This is a genomic window from Mesorhizobium loti CJ3sym, from assembly GCF_000472785.1.
Lineage (GTDB): Bacteria > Pseudomonadota > Alphaproteobacteria > Rhizobiales > Rhizobiaceae > Mesorhizobium > Mesorhizobium loti_E.
Window position 1 is genome coordinate 1 of record NZ_AXAL01000013.1, and the last position, 12,949, is coordinate 12,949.

A 12,949-nucleotide genomic window follows, 5' to 3' on the forward strand; every position below is an offset into this window, starting at 1 on the left:
CGAAGGCCTTCGCCAGAGCCTGCCGCAAGCTCGGGCTCAAGCACGTGCGCACAAAGCCATATACGCCAAAAACCAACGGCAAGGCCGAACGCTTCATTCAGACCGCCCTGCGGGAGTGGGCTTATGCCGTCGCCTATCCGACCTCAGATAGCCGTGCAGCCGAGCTTCCAGTCTGGCTTCACAGATACAATTGGCATCGTCCGCACGGCAGCCTAAAGTCACTAACACCAATCAGCCGCCTCGGCTGGACCGAGGACAACCTGTTGAGGCTCCACATCTAGGTGAGTATGTCAGCCGATCGAGATCGGCAGCTTGGCCGCTGAACTCTCGAAGGCTGCATCGATCAACTTCTGCATGTCGGCGGCGCGCCGGAAGGATGGGTCGCCGTTCTCCCCGGCATCCAGCGCGTCGACAAAACGCTGGGCGTTGCGCTTGGCATCCGGCAGGCCCAGCTCTCGCCAGAGCTGAACATCGACGTCCTCTCCCAGGCACGCCGACAGCCGCGCAGCCTTGCCATCGGTCTCGACCTTGAGCGCTCCTTTGGTGCCGTGCAAAGCCAGCGAAAGGTCATTGCCATGGCCGGTTGTGTAGCGGCTCGCCATGATTGTCGCCAGCGCGCCGGATGTCAGCCGTGCCGTCATCGCCACACTGTCATTGGCGTCGAGCACATAGTCGCCGATCCGTTCACCCTCGGCCTTCGGAAACGTCACCAGATCAGCGTGCAGGCTGACAATATCCTGGGCCGCCCCATAGGTGGCGAAGTCCAGAATATGGATGCCGACATCACCCAGAACCCCGGTCGAACCATGCTGGGTCGACAGGCGCCACAGCCACTTGTCCTCGACGCGCCAGTCGCCCCAGGATTTGCTGACCAGCCAGCTCTGCTTGTAGCTCGCCTCGACATGGCGCAGTTCGCCGATCGCGCCGGCCAACACCAGACGCCGTGCTTCCTGGATCGCCGGTGAATTGCGGTAGGTGAGATTGACCATGTTGACGAGGCCGGCTGCCTCGGCCGCTTCGGTCATGGCAAGCGCGTCGGCCTGGTTCGGCGCCAGTGGCTTTTCGCAAAAGACATGTTTTCCCGCGGCAAGCAGCGCCAGTGTCGTCGCCTTGTGCACACCGTCCGGCGTCGCGTTGATGGCCGCGTCGAAATCGCCCCAGGCGATCGCCGCTTCGAGGCTCTCGAAAGAAACGCCGATCTTGTTGGCAGCGGCAAACGCCGCCGCGCGGCCAGGCAGCTGATCGACACAGGCGACAATGCCGCAGCCAGGAACCTTTGCAAACTCTTCGATATGATGTCCGGCGATCCAGCCGGTGCCGAGCAAGAGCAGGCGATGCATCAGATCAGGTCCCCCATCAACTCAAGCCCCTCATCACTCAAGCCCCACCATCAACTCAAGCCCTTGTCGCCGTCGGCATGCAAGCGCAAGCCCTTCTGCACGATCTTCTCCTTGGCCTTGTCCGTCGGCACGTTCGGCGCATTGGTGATGCCGGACCATGCGGGCGCCGGGTTGTGCGCCCAGTGGACGGCATTGCGCAGCACCTGTTGCACGCCCTCATTGTGGTAGATCGGATAGGTCTCGTGGCCGGGCGAGAAATAGAAGATGCGGCCGGCGCCGCGCTGGTAGGTCAGCCCGGAGCGGAACACCTCGCCGCCCTCATACCAGGAGACGAACACCGTCTCCAGCGGCTCCGGCACCGCGAACGGCTCGCCATACATTTCCGTCTCGCCGATCTCCAGGCATTCGCCGATGCCTTGCGCGATCGGATGGTTGCGATTGATCGCCCAGACACGCTCGCGCTCGCCTGCCTCGCGCCATTTCAGCGAACAGGGCGTGCCCATCAGCCGCTTGAAGATCTTCGAATAATGGCCGGAATGGAGCACGATCAGTCCCATGCCTTCCCAGACGCGCTTCTGCACGCGCTCGACGATCTCGTCCTTGACCTCGCCATGCGCAGCATGGCCCCACCACAGAAGCACATCGGTGCCTGCCAGGCGCTTCTCGCTCAGGCCGTGCTCGGGTTCCTGCAAGGTGGCGGTGGTCGCCTCGATGCCCTTGTCCTGGTTGAGGGCAGCGGCAATCGTGCCATGCATGGTCAGGGGATAGAGGTCGCGCACGGCGGCATTGGTCTGCTCATGGACGTTCTCGCCCCAGACAACGGCTTTAACAGGCATTTTTTCCTCTCCAAAGCGCTTTGAATATCGCATCTGCTGAGGTCTTGGGAAGATACCTTCGACCAGAATTGCGGGAAATCAGGGCTTGCGGGTTTTCTGGCCTGCCACGGTCTTGGCCTTGCCCGGCTTGGCGGGCGCGCCCGGAATGGCCGAGCCAGTGATCGACACTGGATCGCTGGCCGGGAAGGTATCCTCGAGGCCTTCCTCGAGTTCCTCTTCGGCGCTTGGCGCTTCGCGTTGCTCATGTTCGAGCGAGCGGACGGCGGGCGTCTTTTTCACCGGCGACTTCGGCGCGGATTTTGACGGCATCGACACTTCTCCCTCGACTTGTTGCCGCACAACGGACGCGCGCGGCAAAACGTTCCTGGATCAGACCGCCGCGTCGCGCGCTCCCTCGGAGAGGAAAGTAAAGACATAGTCCGAGAAGGAACGCCAGCACTCGACCCGGAAGGCGTTATCGGCCGTGCGCAACAACACGATCTCGGTCTTGCCGAGGATGGTGCGGGAGGCCGCGCCCACCGGGAAGGTTTCGAGCGACAGATCCTGCGGGCACCCTGAATTGATCGTTGCGGCCGCCCCCGTGCCAGCAACTGATATCGCGATGTTGCGATGCGAGATGCCAACGGCCGAATGCAGGGCGGAAACCCCTGTGCAATCGGCGAGCGGATCGTTGCCAGCCTCATCGATGACAAGCCATTCATCGGGGCCGAGCCACAACGCAGTGCGCCCTGCCTTTAACGCCGAGGTTTTCGGCTTCTTCGGCAAGGTCAGCCCAAGCGCCTTCGAAAGCGCTGCGACCGAAGCTTCCGGCGCGCGCAGCGAGATGCGCTCCGCCGGCGGCAGGATCTCGACCTTGACGCTCGGCGCCGTGGTGCTGCGCCCAATCAGAGCCGGACGGCGCTCGACCGACGGTGTTGCGACGGTTGTTGCTTTTTTCGCAGCAGCCTTAGCCATTGAGGCGCCCTCCCGTCTCGTCGAAGAACACCATGCCGGTAACCTCCACTTCGATCACCCCGTTCGGCATCGGCACGTAGAGCGTGTCGCCCATCCGGTCACGGCCGCCGGCGACCAGCGCCAGCGCGATCGAGCGGCCGCAATTTTCCGACCAGTAGCTTGAGGTGACATGGCCGATCATCTTCATCGGGATCGCCTGCTGGGGATTCTCGACGATCTGCGCGCCCTCTTCCAGCACCACTTTCGGGTCCTTGGTCTTGAGACCAACCAGTTGCTTGCGGCCCTTGGCGACCAGATCCGGCCGCGCCATGCCGCGGATGCCGACGAAATCGGTCTTCTTTTTGCCGACCGCCCAGTCCAGTCCGGCATCGTTCGGCGTCACCGTGCCGTCCGTGTCCTGGCCGACGATGATATAACCCTTTTCGGCGCGCAGCACGTGCATCGCCTCGGTGCCATAGGCAACAGCACCGTGCTTCTGGCCCTCCGCCCACAGCGCTTCCCAGACGGCTCGGCCATAGTCGGCCGGCACGTTGACTTCGAAGCCGCGCTCGCCGGTAAACGACATACGGAACAGCCGTGTCGGCACGCCGCAGATCTTGCCTTCGCGCACCGACATGTGCGGCAGCCCCTCATCGGACATATCGATGCCTTCGACCAGCGGCGCGATGATGTCGCGCGACTTTGGCCCCTGCACCGCGATGACAGCCCATTGCTCGGTGATCGAGGTCAGCCAGACATTGAGATGCGGGAACTCGGTCTGGAGATAGTCCTCCATGTGGTTCATGACGCGCGGCGCACCGCCTGTCGTCGTCGTCACATGGAAACGGTCCGGCGTCAGCCTGCCGACGACGCCATCATCATAGATGAAGCCGTCCTCGCGCAGCATGATGCCATAGCGGCAACGGCCCGGCTCCAGCTTCTCCCACGGGTTGGTGTAGAGCAGTTCCATAAACTTGGCCGCGTCCGGCCCGACCACTTCGATCTTGCCCAGCGTCGAAGCATCGAACAGGCCGGCCTTGGTGCGAACCGCGACGCATTCGCGGTCGACCGCGGCATGCATGTCTTCGCCGCCCTTGGGGAAATACCAGGCTCGCTTCCACTGGCCGACATCCTCGAATACGGCACCTTGTGCCGCGGCCCAGGGATGGATCGCCGTCTTGCGTGTCGGATCGAACAGCGGCCCGCGCGCATGGCTGACGATCGCGCCAAAGGTGACCGGCGTATAGGGCGCGCGGAAAGTGGTGAGGCCGACCTCGGGGATCGGCTTGCCCAGCGTCTCGGCGGCAATCGCCAGACCGTGCATGTTGGACGTCTTGCCCTGGTCGGTCGCCATGCCGTTGGTGGTGAAGCGCTTGACATGCTCGATCGAGCGCATGCCTTCATGCACCGCCTGGCGGATGTCCTTGGCGGTGACGTCGTTCTGGAAATCGACGAACGCCTTGACCGTCTTGTCCGGCCCGGCGCCGGGAGCCGCGCCCAGCATGCCGCGCGACCAGCTCTCCGAGGCATCGACCTTCGGCTTCGTACCCTTGGCGATCTTGGCGCCTGCATCCTTGGCCGCCTTGGCGCCAGCCGCATAGGCCTCGTCGACCGATGCCGACAGCCCGTCGGTGCCGTTGCAGGCGCCGACGGAAACACAATCCTGCGCATAGGTGCCCGGCACGAAGCGCTTGGTCTCGTCGTTGAAGGCGACCTTGCCGCGCGACTGCGAGAACAGATGCACCGATGGCGTCCAGCCGGCCGACATCAGGATCGCATCGACCGGGATGGTGCGTTCGCCGCCGCCATTCTTCGGCTGCACTGTCATCGACGACACCCGCAGCTTGCCACCGGCGCGGATCACCGCGCGGCCGAAATTGACCTCGATGCCGAGCGCCCTCGCCTCGTCGATCACCGGTCCGGTCGGATGGTCGCGCAGGTCGACGATTGCCGCCACATTGACACCGGCCTTCTTAAGGTCGATCGCTGCGGCATAGGCGGAATCATTGGCGGTGTAGACGCCGACATTCCTGCCGACCGCCACACCATAGTGGTTGAGGAAGGTGCGCGCTGCACCCGCCAGCATGATGCCCGGCCGGTCATTGTCGGCGAACACCATGTGGCGCTCGATGGCACCGGAAGCCAGCACCACGCGCTTGGCGCGGACCTGCCACAGCCGCTCACGCGGCAAGTCATGGCCGGGGGCCTTCAGATGATCGCTGACGCGCTCGACCAGGCCGACGAAATTCTGCGCATAGTAGCCAAACGCCGTCGTGCGCGACAGCACGCGAACATTGTCCATGGCGCTCAGCTTGGCGATCGCCGCCTGCGCCCAGCCAAAACCGTCCTGGCCATCGATTTTCGCGCCGCTCTCGAAACGCAGGCTGCCGCCGAATTCGGCCTGCTCGTCGGCCAGGATGACAAGCACGCCGGTCTCAGCCGCCGCCAGTGCCGCCGCGATGCCGGCGGCACCGCCGCCCAGCACCAGCACGTCGCAATGCGCGTAGCGGGAGGAATAATGGTCGGGATCAGGCTTGTCTGGAGAAACGCCAAGGCCGGCGGCTTCGCGGATCCTGGGCTCGTAAAGGCTCTTCCAGGCCGCCTTCGGCCACATGAAAGTCTTGTAGTAGAAGCCGGCCGAAAACATCGGCGACGCAATGTCGTTGACCGCGCCGACGTCGAAGGCCAGCGACGGCCAGCGGTTCTGCGAGTTGGCGGCTAGCCCGTCATAAAGCTCCTGCACGGTGGCGCGCACATTCGGCGTCTTACGCGCATCGTCGCGCACGATCTGCACCAGCGCGTTGGGCTCTTCAACGCCGGCCGACAGGAAGCCGCGCGGCCGGTGGTACTTGAACGAGCGGCCGACCAGATGCACGCCGTTGGCGAGCAGCGCCGAAGCCAGCGTGTCGCCCTCGATGCCGGTATAGGACCGGCCATCGAAGCTGAACCCTGCCGTCTTGGCCTGCTTCAGGCGACCGGCGCTCGGGATACGGAACGCGCCGCTCATTTTGCAGCTCCCGGCAGCTTGGAGGGTTTCGGCTCGCCGGCCTTGTAGGTCATCACGAACTTGTCGGTGACGGTGTCGCGCACGGCATTGAAGAACCGCGCGCAGCCATGCATGTGCCGCCAGCGCTCATAGATGATGCCCTTGGGATTCGAGCGGATGAAGAAGAACTTTTCGAAGTCATCGTCGCTCTCGCCCGCAATATTGGCCGAGCGCGCAATATGCGCTTCGCCGGCGTTGCGGAATTCGAGCTCCGGGCGCTCTTCCTCACAATAGGGGCAGCGGATCAGCAGCATGTTTTTCCCCTCAACGGACTATCGCAGCAGCAGCTGACAAGCTCTCGACTAGGCCGGTCGACACTGAGATGACCCAGCTGCACGGCTGATACGGAGTTTCGCATACAAGTCAATTTTCACTCCGCTCTTTCAATACAACCCTTGGGTTGTCGGTGACCAAAAACAAAAAGCGGAATAAGTCCCACGTATACATGTACCTATATCTAGGATCATCGAACACCCCCGCTAGATACATCATAGTTCCTGCCCTTGGCATTATGCCGAACCAGACCAATGAGATAAAAGCTGGAAACACTATAAATGGCATTGCTGCCTGCAGAACATTTTGAAAGACCGAATTGCCGTGCCCGGAGAAGAAAATCAGACCGTTGATTCCCGCTGCCCCAAAAAATGTTGCGAACCCTGCCGCACCGGCCCAGAGAAAGAAAACATTTTGTTTCCGGGTCATCTCGACCACAGCCATCAGTGCGCTACCGCCGCCGCTGCCGCCTCGTCGATGAGGCGGCCGGTGCGGAAGCGCTCGATGGTGAAGGGCGCGTTGATCGGATGCGGATCGTCCCTTGCAATGGTGTGGGCAAAGACATGGCCCGAGCCAGGTGTGGCCTTGAAGCCGCCCGTGCCCCAGCCGCAATTGACGTAGAGGCCGGGCACCGGCGTCTTGGCCAGGATCGGCGAACGATCCGGCGTGACGTCGACGATGCCGCCCCAGGACCGCAGCATTTTCATACGCGTGAAGATCGGGAACATCTCGCAGATGGCGTCCAGCGTATGCTGCAATATGTGCAGGCCGCCGGTCTGCGAATAGGAGACATACTGGTCAGTGCCAGCGCCGATCACCAGCTCGCCCTTGTCGGACTGCGAGATATAAGCGTGCACGGTGTTCGACATCACCACACAAGGCACGACCGGCTTGACCGGCTCCGACACCAGCGCCTGCAGCGGATAGCTTTCCAGCGGCATGCGCACACCGGCCATGTTCATGATGACCGAGGAATGCCCGGCGGCCACCACGCCGACCTTCTTGGCGCCGATGAAGCCACGCGTCGTATCGACGCCCATGACGGCGCCGTTCGGTGCGCGCTTGACGCCGGTGACCTCGCAATTCTGGATGATGTGGACGCCGCGCGCCGAAGCGCCACGCGCATAGCCCCAGGCCACCGCGTCATGGCGCGCCGTACCGCCGCGTCGCTGCAGGGCAGCACCGACGACCGGATAGCGCGCCTCTTTGGAAATGTTGAGCGGCGGGCAGAATTCCTTCGCCTGTTCCGGCGACAGCCATTCATTGTCGATGCCGTTCAACCGGTTGGCATGAACGTGGCGCTTCAGCACCTGGATGTCATGCACATTGTGCGCCAGCATCATGACGCCGCGCGCCGAATACATGACGTTGTAGTTGAGTTCCTGGGAGAGCCCATCCCACAGCTTCAGTGCGTGGTCGTAAATCCCGGCGCTCTCGTCATAGAGATAGTTGGAGCGGATGATTGTGGTGTTGCGGCCGGTGTTGCCGCCGCCGAGCCAGCCCTTTTCCAGCACCGCGACATTGGTGATGCCGTGCACGGTGGCGAGATAATAGGCGGTGGCCAGGCCATGGCCGCCGGCGCCGACGATGATGACGTCGTATTCTTTCTTGGGCTCAGGTGAGGACCATTGTTCCTCCCAGCCCTTGTGGCCGCGCATGGCCTCCCGGGCGATGGCGAATACCGAATATTTTTTCAACGTCCTGGCCTCCCGCCGAAAAGGTCTCGCAAATGGCATCGGGGCGTTCACTCGGCCCCGGCGCGCGAGGTGTATCACTAGCGAAACAGCGCTTCCACCCTTGCGCTGTTTGCGACGGCGCTTGCCGTTTTGCGCCGCGGTGGAAAAGGACGCACTTGGGCTGGCTCCCATGAGGGCCTTCAGCCACATTGCCTGTCGCGAAATTCTGGAGGACGGCTATGGACAATGCCTGGTGGAATCTGACGTTGCGCTTCCTGCTGGAACTTGCCGCCTTGCTCGGTCTCGGCGTCGCCGGCTGGAACCTCTCCGAGGGATGGTGGCGTTGGATCCTCGCTCTGTCCTTGCCGCTCATTGCAGCCGCGCTGTGGGGTACTTTTGCGGTGCTCAATGACCCGAGCCGGTCGGGCCGCGCACCGGTGCCTGTGCCGGGCACGGTAAGACTGGCGCTGGAACTGATCATCCTGTTCGGCGGCGCTGCCGGATTCTATGCCGCGGGTTACACAACCACGGGCCTCATCGTCGCCCTGCTCATCGCCATCAGCTACGCATTTTCGCTCGACCGGCTGGGTTGGCTGCTAAAGCAATAGTTCAGGGCGCCGACGCCTTCGCAGGTATCGGGTGGCTCCAACCCGCCCCACCTGCGACCAAACATCCCGATTGCCGGCGAGACCGGCGCGAAACAGGGATACAAGAGAGATGCTCGCACTCGCCAACAAGATCGCCATCGTCACCGGCGCCAGTTCCGGCATCGGCCGCGCCACGGCAAAGCTCTTTGCCGACGAAGGTGCCAGGATCGTCGTCGCCGCGCGGCGCCAGGCAGAGCTCGACACGCTGGTCGCTGAAATCAAAGACGCCGACGGCACGGCCATCGCTCTTGCCGGCGACGTCAGGGACGAGGCCTATGCGAAAGCCCTTGTCGATCTGGCGGTCGAAAGCTTCGGCGGCCTCGACATCGCCTTCAACAATGCCGGTGCCGTCGGCTTGATGGCGCAGCTGCCCGAGAGGATGCCGGCGACGTGGCACGAGACGATGGACATCAACCTGACCAGCGCCTTTCTCGGCGCGAAATACCAGATACCGGCCATGCTGGAACGCGGTGGCGGCTCGCTGATCTTCACCTCGAGCTTTGTTACACCGCCGGCATGCCGGGCATGGCCGCCTACGCCGCCGCCAAGGCCGGCCTGATAGGCCTGACGCAGGTGCTGGCCGCCGAGTACGGACCAAAAGGCCTGCGCGTCAATGCGCTGCTGCCTGGCGGCACCGACACCCCCGGCGCGACGACGACCACACCCGAAGCCCGCGCTTTCGTCGAAGGTATCCATGCCTTGAAGCGCATGGCGCAGCCGGAAGAGATCGCCCGCTCGGCGCTTTATCTCGCCTCCGACGCCTCGAGCTTCACCACCGGAACCGCGCTGTTTGCCGATGGCGGCGTCTCGATCAACCGGACGTGAAGGATTTTTGCGGCGAACAGGCTGGTTCGTCGCTTTGACGCAGCCTGCCGGACTTGCTTTTTCAACGCGATTTGGCGATTCCGTTTTGTCGAAACGGGTCTTCTTGCCAAAACAGGTCCTGGAACCATGATGCTGATCCGAACCTATGTCGCCCAGAGCGCAATCGAGGGCGTCGGCATGTTCGCCGCCGAGCCAATCCGGAAAGGCGCCTCGATCTGGCGGCTTGACCCGGATTTCGACCGGCTGATCCCGAAGGACAAATATGAGGCCGCACCCCAGCCTCTGAAGGAATTGCTCGACCGCTACGCCTATCCGAGCCCGGATCGGCCGGGTTTCATGGTCTATGAGGTCGACAATGGCCGCTTCATGAACCATTCGGCGACACCGAACACCGATTTTTCGCAGTATGGCGGCGCGACCGCGACCCGCGACATCGCCGCCGGCGAGGAGATCACTTGTGACTACGGCGAGTTCTTCGAGGATTTCGAACGGCTGCACCTGGCCACGGCCTAATTGGCGCCCTATGTCGGGGCGACCGTGGCAATTTGGCTGTTGTCCTGCATTTCGACTGTGGACAGCGCGGCCTGATTCTGCTATCAGCCGCCACAATTCGTGGTGTCGACCGCCGCGGAGGCTAGTGGCTATGGCCGCTTGCCTGTTGATATCAAACCCGAAAGACAGGATTGCCCGTGCAGGTACTCGTCCGCGACAATAACGTTGATCAGGCGCTTCGCGCGCTCAAGAAGAAGATGCAGCGCGAAGGCATTTTCCGCGAAATGAAGATGCGCGGTCACTACGAGAAGCCTTCCGAGAAGCGCGCCCGTGAAAAGGCCGAGGCCGTGCGGCGCGCCCGCAAGCTGGCCCGCAAGCGCGCCCAGCGCGAAGGTCTGCTGCCGATGACGCCGCGCCCGGTTGCTGCTGGCGCCGCCGGTGGTCCTGGTGGTGCTCCGCGCCCGCCGCGGTTCTAACGCCTATTTTTCGTCCTTTTCGAAGGATATCAGAGGTGGCGCGATGCGGAATCGCCGCCACCTTTTTGTTTTGACGTGACCCGGCCCGGAGGGGGGATCCGGACCTGACGACGGCACAAGTGAGGACAGGGCAGACATGAACGCAACGAGCGTGGAGCGCGGGACCGCATTGCGTGGTTTCGCCCTGGCAGCGGCCCTGCTTTCCGGACTGGTGCTTGCCGGTTGCCAGACATCGGGCCCGGCCGGCGAATTCAACAACATCGACAAGGCGCAAGGCTCGAGCGAGAACATCTCCTCGCTGTCGGCGGTGATCCAGCGCAATCCCCAGGACCCTGAAGGCTACAATGTGCGCGGCTCGGCCTATGGCCGTGGCGGCCAGTACCAGGCGGCGCTCAAGGATTTCAACCAGGCCATCCAGCTCAATCCGAATTTCTACCAGGCCTATTCGAACCGGGCGCTGATCCAGCGCTTCCTCGGCAATCAGCCCGCCGCGCTCGACGACTACAACAAGTCGATCCAGATCAACGGCAATTACGACGCCGCCTATATCGGCCGTGGTAATCTCTACCGCAAGGCAGGCCGCACCCAGGATGCTTTCAACGACTTCCAGAAGGCGATCCAGCTCGATACGACCGACGCCCGCGCCTATCACAATCGCGGCCTGATCTATCAGAGCCAGGGCCAGCACAAATTCGCCATCGAGGATTTCTCGACAGCCATCTCGCTGGCGCCGGACGCGGCCGAGCCCTACAACGGCCGTGGCCTCTCCTACCTGGCGACGGGCGACGAGGACAATGCCTTCTCCGACTTCAACATGGCCATCAAGCTCGACGGCCAGAACGCCGAGGCCTGGGCCAACCAGGCGCTGATCTACGAGCGGCGCGGCGACAAGGCCAAGGCGGCGAAATCCTATCGCGAAGCCGTGCGCCTCAACCCCAGCTACCAGCCGGCCAAGGACGGCCTCGCCCGCGTCAGCTGATCTCCGATTTCGCCAGCTGCCCTGCGCAAAAGCGCGGGGCATCCAAATGCACCGTCCTGTGCGTGTCCAAAAAGACGCAGTCCGGCTACCGCGCGTTAACCCCAGCAACAAGCTGTTAACGCTTGCCTTGTTCACGCCAAGTTTTCGACGGAACGGTCTGACCACTCAAGCCGTTAATCGAAGTTATTTGCGAAAGGACCCTCCCATGATCAAGAAACTCGCCTGTGCAGTTGCCCTCGCCACGACGGTATTCGCCGTCGCCCCGGCCAGCGCCGGCAAGCTGCAGCTCGGCACGCTCGACTGCACCATCGATGGCGGCACTGCTTACATCGTTGCCTCCAACAAGGGCGTGTCCTGCGTCTTCCGTCCGTATCACCATGGACCGTCTGAGGTTTACACCGGCGTCATCTCCAAGATCGGCCTCGATCTCGGCCAGACGCATCAGGGCCAGTTGATCTGGGCGGTTTTTGCCGCGACCCGCGACCGTGACGCAGGCGATCTCGCCGGCAGCTATTATGGCGTCAACGCCGAGGCGAGTGTCGTTACCGGCGGCGGCGCCAATCTGCTGGTCGGTGGCTTCAACAGCGCCTTCATGCTGGAGCCGCTCAGCGTCCAGGCGCAGACCGGCGTCAATCTCGCCGTGGCCGTGACCTCGCTTGAGCTGATCCACTCGTTCAAGTGATTGCATGGAGCCATGCGCTCCTCTCTACTCTGCGGCGCGGAACCGGATAGACTGGTTCCGCGCCGTTTGATTTTGAGGGGAACAGTATGCCGAAGACAGCCATTGCCGCTGCCGTGATCACAACCTTGCTCGCCGGCGTGGCGCAAGCACAGGACCGGGTGTCGAACTCGGCAGGCTTGAATGCGCCATAGCAGGCGGCACCGGCTATATCTTCGGCTCGAGCAAGGATTTGAGCTGCACCTTCACCCCGGCCGATAAGACCTTCGCGCCTGAAGCCTATTTTGGCGTCGTCAACAAATATGGCCTCGACATCGGCACCACCAAGCAGACGGTGATGCAGTGGCTGGTGCTGACACCATTGAAGAACATCTACGCACCGGGCGCACTGGCGGGCGATTATGTCGGCGCCAGCGCCGAGGTGACGGCGGCCGTAGGCGCCGGCGCCAATCTGCTGGTCGGCGGCTCCTCGCAGGCTTTTACCCTCCAGCCGCTCAGCCTGCAGACGCAGACCGGCATCAACCTCGCCATCGGCGTCAGCCAGTTCCAGCTGCGCAGCACCGAGAACTGATCGCGTTACGACGACGGGCAATCGCAGCAGTCGGCCGCAAAAAACTGTCAAAAACCGCTTGAGCTCAACTGCGGTTGAGGTCCTACAAGCCTGCTCCACTGAAGCAACATCTCGATCCCGATGCGCATGGTCCTGCCGGAAAGCCTTGCTGGCTTCTGGTGCCATGCGACGGCGTC

14 protein-coding genes and 2 pseudogenes are annotated in these 12,949 nt (G+C 62.9%); 8 read left to right on the top strand and 8 right to left on the bottom strand.

Features of this window, described 5'->3' with window-relative positions; translation table 11 throughout:
* The coding region (locus A3A9_RS0118710) for an IS481 family transposase (RefSeq protein WP_027060141.1) at window positions 1-281 on the top strand (281 nt) is incomplete at its 5' end.
* A gap of 9 nt (window positions 282-290) precedes the next feature.
* On the opposite strand, the gene A3A9_RS0118715 is transcribed toward A3A9_RS0118710, so the two are convergent.
* From A3A9_RS0118715 to A3A9_RS0118750, 8 genes are all read right to left on the bottom strand, one after another.
* Window positions 291-1,340 (bottom strand): Gfo/Idh/MocA family protein, encoded by a 1,050-nt coding sequence (locus A3A9_RS0118715; protein ID WP_027060142.1) that lies wholly within the window; start codon window positions 1,338-1,340, stop codon window positions 291-293.
* Window positions 1,341-1,390: 50 nt separating this feature from the next.
* The gene (locus tag A3A9_RS0118720; protein ID WP_027060143.1) at window positions 1,391-2,176 is read right to left on the bottom strand and encodes a ThuA domain-containing protein; all 786 of its coding nucleotides are present in this window, start codon (window positions 2,174-2,176) and stop codon (window positions 1,391-1,393) included.
* 78 nt (window positions 2,177-2,254) lie between these two features.
* Window positions 2,255-2,485 (bottom strand): hypothetical protein, encoded by a 231-nt coding sequence (locus tag A3A9_RS0118725; protein WP_027060144.1) that lies wholly within the window; start codon window positions 2,483-2,485, stop codon window positions 2,255-2,257.
* A gap of 60 nt (window positions 2,486-2,545) precedes the next feature.
* The gene (locus tag A3A9_RS0118730; RefSeq protein WP_027060145.1) at window positions 2,546-3,130 is read right to left on the bottom strand and encodes a sarcosine oxidase subunit gamma; all 585 of its coding nucleotides are present in this window, start codon (window positions 3,128-3,130) and stop codon (window positions 2,546-2,548) included.
* Complete coding sequence (locus A3A9_RS0118735; protein WP_027060146.1) at window positions 3,123-6,116, bottom strand: sarcosine oxidase subunit alpha; 2,994 nt, start codon at window positions 6,114-6,116, stop codon at window positions 3,123-3,125. The genes A3A9_RS0118730 and A3A9_RS0118735 overlap by 8 nt, the downstream gene beginning before the upstream one ends.
* Window positions 6,113-6,409: a sarcosine oxidase subunit delta gene (locus tag A3A9_RS0118740; protein ID WP_027060147.1), complete on the bottom strand. Its 297-nt coding sequence runs from the start codon at window positions 6,407-6,409 to the stop codon at window positions 6,113-6,115. Before A3A9_RS0118740 ends, A3A9_RS0118735 begins: the two co-directional genes overlap by 4 nt.
* A gap of 109 nt (window positions 6,410-6,518) precedes the next feature.
* Window positions 6,519-6,872 (bottom strand): hypothetical protein, encoded by a 354-nt coding sequence (locus A3A9_RS0118745; protein WP_027060148.1) that lies wholly within the window; start codon window positions 6,870-6,872, stop codon window positions 6,519-6,521.
* Window positions 6,872-8,125: a sarcosine oxidase subunit beta gene (locus tag A3A9_RS0118750; protein WP_027060149.1), complete on the bottom strand. Its 1,254-nt coding sequence runs from the start codon at window positions 8,123-8,125 to the stop codon at window positions 6,872-6,874. Before A3A9_RS0118750 ends, A3A9_RS0118745 begins: the two co-directional genes overlap by 1 nt.
* A gap of 218 nt (window positions 8,126-8,343) precedes the next feature.
* Here A3A9_RS0118750 and A3A9_RS0118755 point away from each other — a divergent pair, with 218 nt between their 5' ends.
* The 7 genes and pseudogenes from A3A9_RS0118755 to A3A9_RS39090 all read left to right on the top strand — a co-directional run bounded on the left by A3A9_RS0118755 (window position 8,344) and on the right by A3A9_RS39090 (window position 12,773).
* On the top strand, window positions 8,344-8,712 hold the full coding sequence (locus A3A9_RS0118755) for a YrdB family protein (protein WP_027060150.1): 369 nt from the start codon (window positions 8,344-8,346) through the stop codon (window positions 8,710-8,712).
* A 109-nt stretch (window positions 8,713-8,821) separates the two neighbouring features.
* Window positions 8,822-9,576, top strand: a pseudogene (locus A3A9_RS41235) (SDR family oxidoreductase).
* Between the two features lie 126 nt (window positions 9,577-9,702).
* Window positions 9,703-10,089, top strand: coding sequence for an SET domain-containing protein (locus A3A9_RS0118765; protein WP_027060151.1), 387 nt, complete (start codon window positions 9,703-9,705; stop codon window positions 10,087-10,089).
* Between the two features lie 176 nt (window positions 10,090-10,265).
* Window positions 10,266-10,544, top strand: coding sequence for a 30S ribosomal protein S21 (gene rpsU, locus A3A9_RS0118770; RefSeq protein WP_023671138.1), 279 nt, complete (start codon window positions 10,266-10,268; stop codon window positions 10,542-10,544).
* Window positions 10,545-10,680: 136 nt separating this feature from the next.
* A complete protein-coding gene (locus A3A9_RS0118775) occupies window positions 10,681-11,523 on the top strand; it encodes a tetratricopeptide repeat protein (RefSeq protein ID WP_027030965.1) in 843 nt (280 codons plus the stop codon).
* A gap of 205 nt (window positions 11,524-11,728) precedes the next feature.
* Window positions 11,729-12,205 carry a DUF992 domain-containing protein gene (locus tag A3A9_RS0118780; protein ID WP_027060152.1) on the top strand — a complete coding sequence of 159 codons (477 nt, stop codon included), beginning with the start codon at window positions 11,729-11,731 and terminating at the stop codon, window positions 12,203-12,205.
* An 86-nt stretch (window positions 12,206-12,291) separates the two neighbouring features.
* A pseudogene (locus tag A3A9_RS39090) lies at window positions 12,292-12,773 on the top strand (DUF992 domain-containing protein).
* Window positions 12,774-12,949 lie beyond the last annotated feature (176 nt).

Excerpts from the sequence above, each read along its gene's own strand:
- A3A9_RS0118720 (WP_027060143.1), bottom strand. The coding sequence starts at position 2,176 with ATGCCTGTTAAAGCCGTTGTCTGGGGCGAGAACGTCCATGAGCAGACC.
- A3A9_RS0118725 (WP_027060144.1), bottom strand. The coding sequence starts at position 2,485 with ATGCCGTCAAAATCCGCGCCGAAGTCGCCGGTGAAAAAGACGCCCGCC.
- A3A9_RS0118775 (WP_027030965.1), top strand. The coding sequence starts at position 10,681 with ATGAACGCAACGAGCGTGGAGCGCGGGACCGCATTGCGTGGTTTCGCC.
- A3A9_RS0118780 (WP_027060152.1), top strand. The coding sequence starts at position 11,729 with ATGATCAAGAAACTCGCCTGTGCAGTTGCCCTCGCCACGACGGTATTC.
- A3A9_RS0118755 (WP_027060150.1), top strand. The coding sequence starts at position 8,344 with ATGGACAATGCCTGGTGGAATCTGACGTTGCGCTTCCTGCTGGAACTT.
- A3A9_RS0118730 (WP_027060145.1), bottom strand. The coding sequence starts at position 3,130 with ATGGCTAAGGCTGCTGCGAAAAAAGCAACAACCGTCGCAACACCGTCG.
- A3A9_RS0118715 (WP_027060142.1), bottom strand. The coding sequence starts at position 1,340 with ATGCATCGCCTGCTCTTGCTCGGCACCGGCTGGATCGCCGGACATCAT.
- A3A9_RS0118745 (WP_027060148.1), bottom strand. The coding sequence starts at position 6,872 with ATGGCTGTGGTCGAGATGACCCGGAAACAAAATGTTTTCTTTCTCTGG.
- A3A9_RS0118740 (WP_027060147.1), bottom strand. The coding sequence starts at position 6,409 with ATGCTGCTGATCCGCTGCCCCTATTGTGAGGAAGAGCGCCCGGAGCTC.
- A3A9_RS0118765 (WP_027060151.1), top strand. The coding sequence starts at position 9,703 with ATGATGCTGATCCGAACCTATGTCGCCCAGAGCGCAATCGAGGGCGTC.
- A3A9_RS0118735 (WP_027060146.1), bottom strand. The coding sequence starts at position 6,116 with ATGAGCGGCGCGTTCCGTATCCCGAGCGCCGGTCGCCTGAAGCAGGCC.